Source organism: Devosia sp., assembly GCF_028290645.1.
Taxonomy (GTDB): Bacteria; Pseudomonadota; Alphaproteobacteria; order Rhizobiales; family Devosiaceae; genus Devosia_A.
The window spans coordinates 1-4,347 of record NZ_JAQGJL010000064.1 but is presented as its reverse complement, the minus strand read 5'-3'; the positions used below and the strand labels follow the sequence as shown (position 1 = coordinate 4,347).

General features: G+C 65.4%; 5 protein-coding genes. All 5 read right to left on the bottom strand.

The window, feature by feature from the left end; genetic code table 11:
* Positions 1 to 95: 95 nt before the first annotated feature.
* A complete protein-coding gene (locus tag JWQ89_RS03440) occupies positions 96 to 1,673 on the bottom strand; it encodes an MFS transporter (protein WP_299638418.1) in 1,578 nt (525 codons plus the stop codon).
* A 96-nt stretch (positions 1,674 to 1,769) separates the two neighbouring features.
* Positions 1,770 to 2,834, bottom strand: coding sequence for an AraC family transcriptional regulator (locus JWQ89_RS03435; RefSeq protein ID WP_299638417.1), 1,065 nt, complete (start codon positions 2,832 to 2,834; stop codon positions 1,770 to 1,772).
* 241 nt (positions 2,835 to 3,075) lie between these two features.
* Positions 3,076 to 3,474 (bottom strand): response regulator, encoded by a 399-nt coding sequence (locus JWQ89_RS03430; RefSeq protein ID WP_299638422.1) that lies wholly within the window; start codon positions 3,472 to 3,474, stop codon positions 3,076 to 3,078.
* Between the two features lie 73 nt (positions 3,475 to 3,547).
* On the bottom strand, positions 3,548 to 4,204 hold the full coding sequence (locus JWQ89_RS03425; RefSeq protein WP_299638415.1) for a response regulator transcription factor: 657 nt from the start codon (positions 4,202 to 4,204) through the stop codon (positions 3,548 to 3,550).
* Positions 4,201 to 4,347 (bottom strand): ATP-binding protein (locus JWQ89_RS03420; protein ID WP_299638420.1); only part of this gene is annotated, 147 nt, incomplete at its 5' end. The genes JWQ89_RS03420 and JWQ89_RS03425, both read right to left, overlap by 4 nt.

Below are 4,347 nucleotides of genomic sequence, written 5' to 3'. Positions count from 1 at the left end.
TGCCTTTCTATCGATGCATTCTGGGAATCTCGCGCCGCGCCATCGACAACGGGGCGCCCAGATACTGGCCGGTCCGCCGGGCAGGGACTTGCGCACTATTGCCGCGTGTGGACCGAGCCTGCCTTGTTCCGGGCGGCCAGCGGGCGCCCCGCCGGCAGCATCACTTTGGGGCGGCTGATGGCGCGGCTGGGCCTTGCCGGCCGGCTGCTGGCCGCGGGCGTCTCGTCCTTGGCCGCAGCCCTCAGGAACGGGGCCAGGAACGCCATCAGGATGAAGGCGCCGATATCGTAGTAGAGGGCATCCCCGATGGCGGTGACATAGGCGACGTGCGGGTCCGTGCCCGCGGCAAGGTCGGCGGCCACCGCCGCGAAGAAGATCTGCCCCAGCAGCGCGATGCCCATTGCCCCGCCCACCTGCTGGAAGGTCTGAAGCGCGCCCGAGCCGGCGCCGGCCTCCTCCGGAGGAACCATCGCGAGGGTGATCTGGAACAGTGCCGAGATCAAAAGCCCGAGGCCAAGTCCGCCGGTGACCAGAGGCGGAACGAAGGACCAGGTGTCGATTGTGTTGGTGACGCCCGTCATGACGACGCGCAGCACCGACAGGCCGATGATCAACAGCACGATACCCGCCAGGAGGCGGAACCTCAGGAACCGGCCGCCCAGCCGTCCGCCTGCGGCCGACGCAATGGCGACGCCGATCGGCCACGGGACGGTGGTCAGTCCCGATTGCAGCGGGGTGAAGCCGAAGCCCTCCTGGAAGAAGAGCGCCATTAGCATGAACAGGCCCGGGACGGCCGAAAAGAACAGCAGGGTCAGGACCGCGCCGAGCAGGAAATTGGGTTCGTGCAGCAGAAGCGGCGACAGGAGCACCGCCCGGCCGCGCCTTTCGCGTGCCCGCTCGAAGAGGTAGAAGACGGCAATCAGCACCACGCCGCCCGCCATCAGGGCGAAGAACCAGACCGGCCAGCCCATGGTCTGTCCCTGAACCAGCGGGAACACCAAGGCGAGGATCGCGACGCCGAAAATGGCGATGCCGCCAAAGTCGTTCTTGAGCGACCGATTCCCCTTGGTGATCGGGATCAGGAACAGGCCGGCGACAATGGCAAGCAGGCCGAACGGGACGTTGACGAGAAATATCGGCCGCCAGTCGAGCCCGAATAGGTTGGTCGAGATCAGCACCCCCCCGACGATGGGACCAGTGACCGAGGCCAGCCCGCTGACGAGGCCGAAGATCGAAAAGGCGAGGCCCTTTTCCTGCGGCGGGAACATCACCTGCATGAGCGCAAGAACCTGCGGCGTCATGATGCCGCCACCGATCCCTTCGAGCACGCGCGCCGCGATCAGCCACTCGATCGAGGGCGCCAGCCCACAGGCTGCCGACGCGACCGTGAAGACGACGACGCCCACGATGAAGAGCCGCTTGCGGCCGATGATGTCGCCCAGGCGTCCGAAGGGCAGAAGCCCCAGGGCAAAGGCCAGCGCATAGCCGGCCACGACCCATTCGATCTCGCTGGGATTGGAGTGGAGTCCCGACTGCAGGCTGGGAATGGCGACGTTGACGATCGTCAGGTCGAGCAGGTTCATGAAGGTGGCGAGCAGCAGCACGGCCAGCGCAATCCACCGCCGCGGGTCGGCCTCGGCGGTGGATTTGGGCACGGTGATCTGGTCAGGCATGACGGCGTCCTTTGGTGGTAGCGCTGAGGAGGCGATATGGTTGAACCGCCTGACGCCCCTTATCCGGCGTCAGGCGAGCGGCCTTCGTGGCGGCGTCTAGGCAAACCTTCGCTGGTATGCGCTTGGGGTAAGCCCGGTTGCCTTGCGGAAGGCCGAGGTGAACGAGCTGGTCTCGCTGTATCCGACGGTCAGCCCGATATCGGTCACCGAGTGCGCGCGTGCGGCGAGGAGCGCCTTGGCGTGCTCGATCCGGCGATTGGTGTGATACTTGTGCGGCGGCACGCCGAAGGATTGCTTGAACGCGCGGCAGAAGTAGTGCGGGCTGAGGCGGACGATCTGCGCCAGGGTGGCGAGGGAAATCTGCTCGCCCAGATTCGACTCTATGTGCGAGATCACGGCGCGCTGCTGCCAGCCCGCAAGCCCGCCCCGCACCGGAGGTGCGCTGCGCGGCGCCCCCCGGTTGAACCGGACCAGCTCGTGCACCAGCAAGACACCGAGAGCCTCGAGATACAGCCGGTTCGCGCCAGCCGGGCCGTCGAGCAATCGCTTCAGTTTCAGCGCCGTATCGAGCAGCGTCGCGTCCTCGAAGAACAGCCTTGCGCTCATCGCCGCATCGTCGTCGGCGTCGTCTGTATCCGACAGCACATGCAGCCGGGCGGGGTCGAAATAGACATACATCGCCCGCCCCAGCGTCCGGGGCTCCTGCCACTCGCGATACTCGTGACCGGCGGGGACGAAGGTCAGCTTGCGGGCAAAGTCCCTGAGCGTCGACCGGGACGATCCCTCGATCACCGTTTCGCCGTCGCGCCGCGCGCCCTGCTCATAGACGACGAGCATGTGGACCGGGGCGCGAAAGCGGAACGCGAACCGGTCATGGGTCATGGCGTGCACGATCTCCGCCGCCACCCCGTCGGCTATGACCACGCGCTGCGTGACCGCGTCGGCCGGCGACATCTCGATGATGGGCTCGGCATCCTCCGGCGTCCGGCGATAGGGGGCAGTCTGCGCCGAGGGGCTGTAATTCGCGGCCCCAAGACTGTTGAAGGGGGACCGCCGATGTTCCGGCCGGGACGAGCCCGTCTTCCGCAACAAATGCATTGGATCGCGGTGCGGCTCGACCCGATCCGCGTTGCTGTCGATGCGTAGAGCGGTGGTCAACATGACTTGCATCCCTTCGACTGTCTGCTGCAGTCAGCCTAGGTGCCGGTCATGGGCCTCTCCATTCTACGAGTGGTGCGGGCGATCAAGTGTTGGTCTGACGACTTGATACTTTGGTATAGGTGGGCGCCGACCAGGCGACGCTGAGCCCCCCGATGCGTGGCTCGCCCGGGCTGCACGTCGATGTCGGCAATGAGGATCGCAAGCGCTAGGTTCGCCCCGGGTTCGCAGGGCAGGAGGAGGGTCAACCGGTCTTCATTGCCTCACGCAGCCGGCCGATCAGGGTGTTCCCGTCGAACGGCTTGGTCAGGAAGCCAATGGCCCCCGCCTTGAGTGCCTTGGCGCGGCTGCCTTCCTGGGGAAAGGCAGTTATGAAGATGACCGGTATCCGGCGGCCGTCGGCGATCAGGCGGCGCTGCAATTCGTATCCGCTCATCCCCGGCATCTGGACATCGGTGATCAGGCAAGCCGTTTCGTCGACGACGGCGGACTGCAGGAACTCCTCGGCCGAAGCAAAGGCATGAACGAGAAATCCATGCAGGCGCACGAACCTCGCCGTGGCGCCGCGAACGGAATCGTCGTCGTCGACTATTGAAACGGTAGGGACCCTGGACAGAGTAGTAATCCTTAGATGAGCGCGCATCGACCAACCAACTGCGCGCATGGAATGTGCGCCCGTGGCCTCGTTTTATGAATTATACATAGGTTTCGCGGGTTTATCGCTTGGTGGGCGACATTTCGAGTGCCTCTGCCATTCTTACCAGATCGGCGAGAGAACGCGCGCCCATCTTGCGCATGACCTTGCCCCGGTGGATTTTGACGGTGATCTCGCTGAGCCCGACCTCCGCCGCAACCTGCTTGTTCATCAGCCCGGTGGTGACCAGCGCCATGATCTCGCGCTCGCGCGCCGTGAGCGTCTCGAACAGCGTTCTGAGGTCGGCAACCTCTATGTCTTCCTTGCGTCTGGCACGGTCCCGCTCGATCGCGGCGACGACGGCGTCGAGCATGTCCTGGTCCCGAAACGGCTTGGTGAGAAAGTCGACCGCGCCGGCTTTCATGGCGCGCACCGACATGGGAATATCGCCGTGGCCCGTCATGAAGATGATCGGCGTGTGGATGTCCGCTTTGGCCAGTTCGCCCTGGATGTCGAGGCCGCTCAGGCCCGGCAGCCGGACATCGAGCACCAGGCAGCCGGGGGTATCGGGAAGCTTGTTCTCCAGCAGCTCGGCCGCCGACCCGAAGGCCAGGGTTCGCAAGCCGATGGTCCGAAAGAGTCGCTCGAGGGCCTCGCGCAAGGAGGTGTCGTCCTCGACAACGACGACCATCGGCTCGCCGCTGACATCGCTCTTCTCTGCGCCGCGCTGCGAGCTCATGCTGGTCCCTCCCGTATCGGCAGGGTGAACTGGAATGTCGCGCCGGGTCCCTGGTTGCTCGAGGCCCACAGCCTGCCGCCATGGTTTTCGATGATCGAGCGGGAGATCGACAGGCCCATGCCCATGCCGCTGGGCTTGGTCGA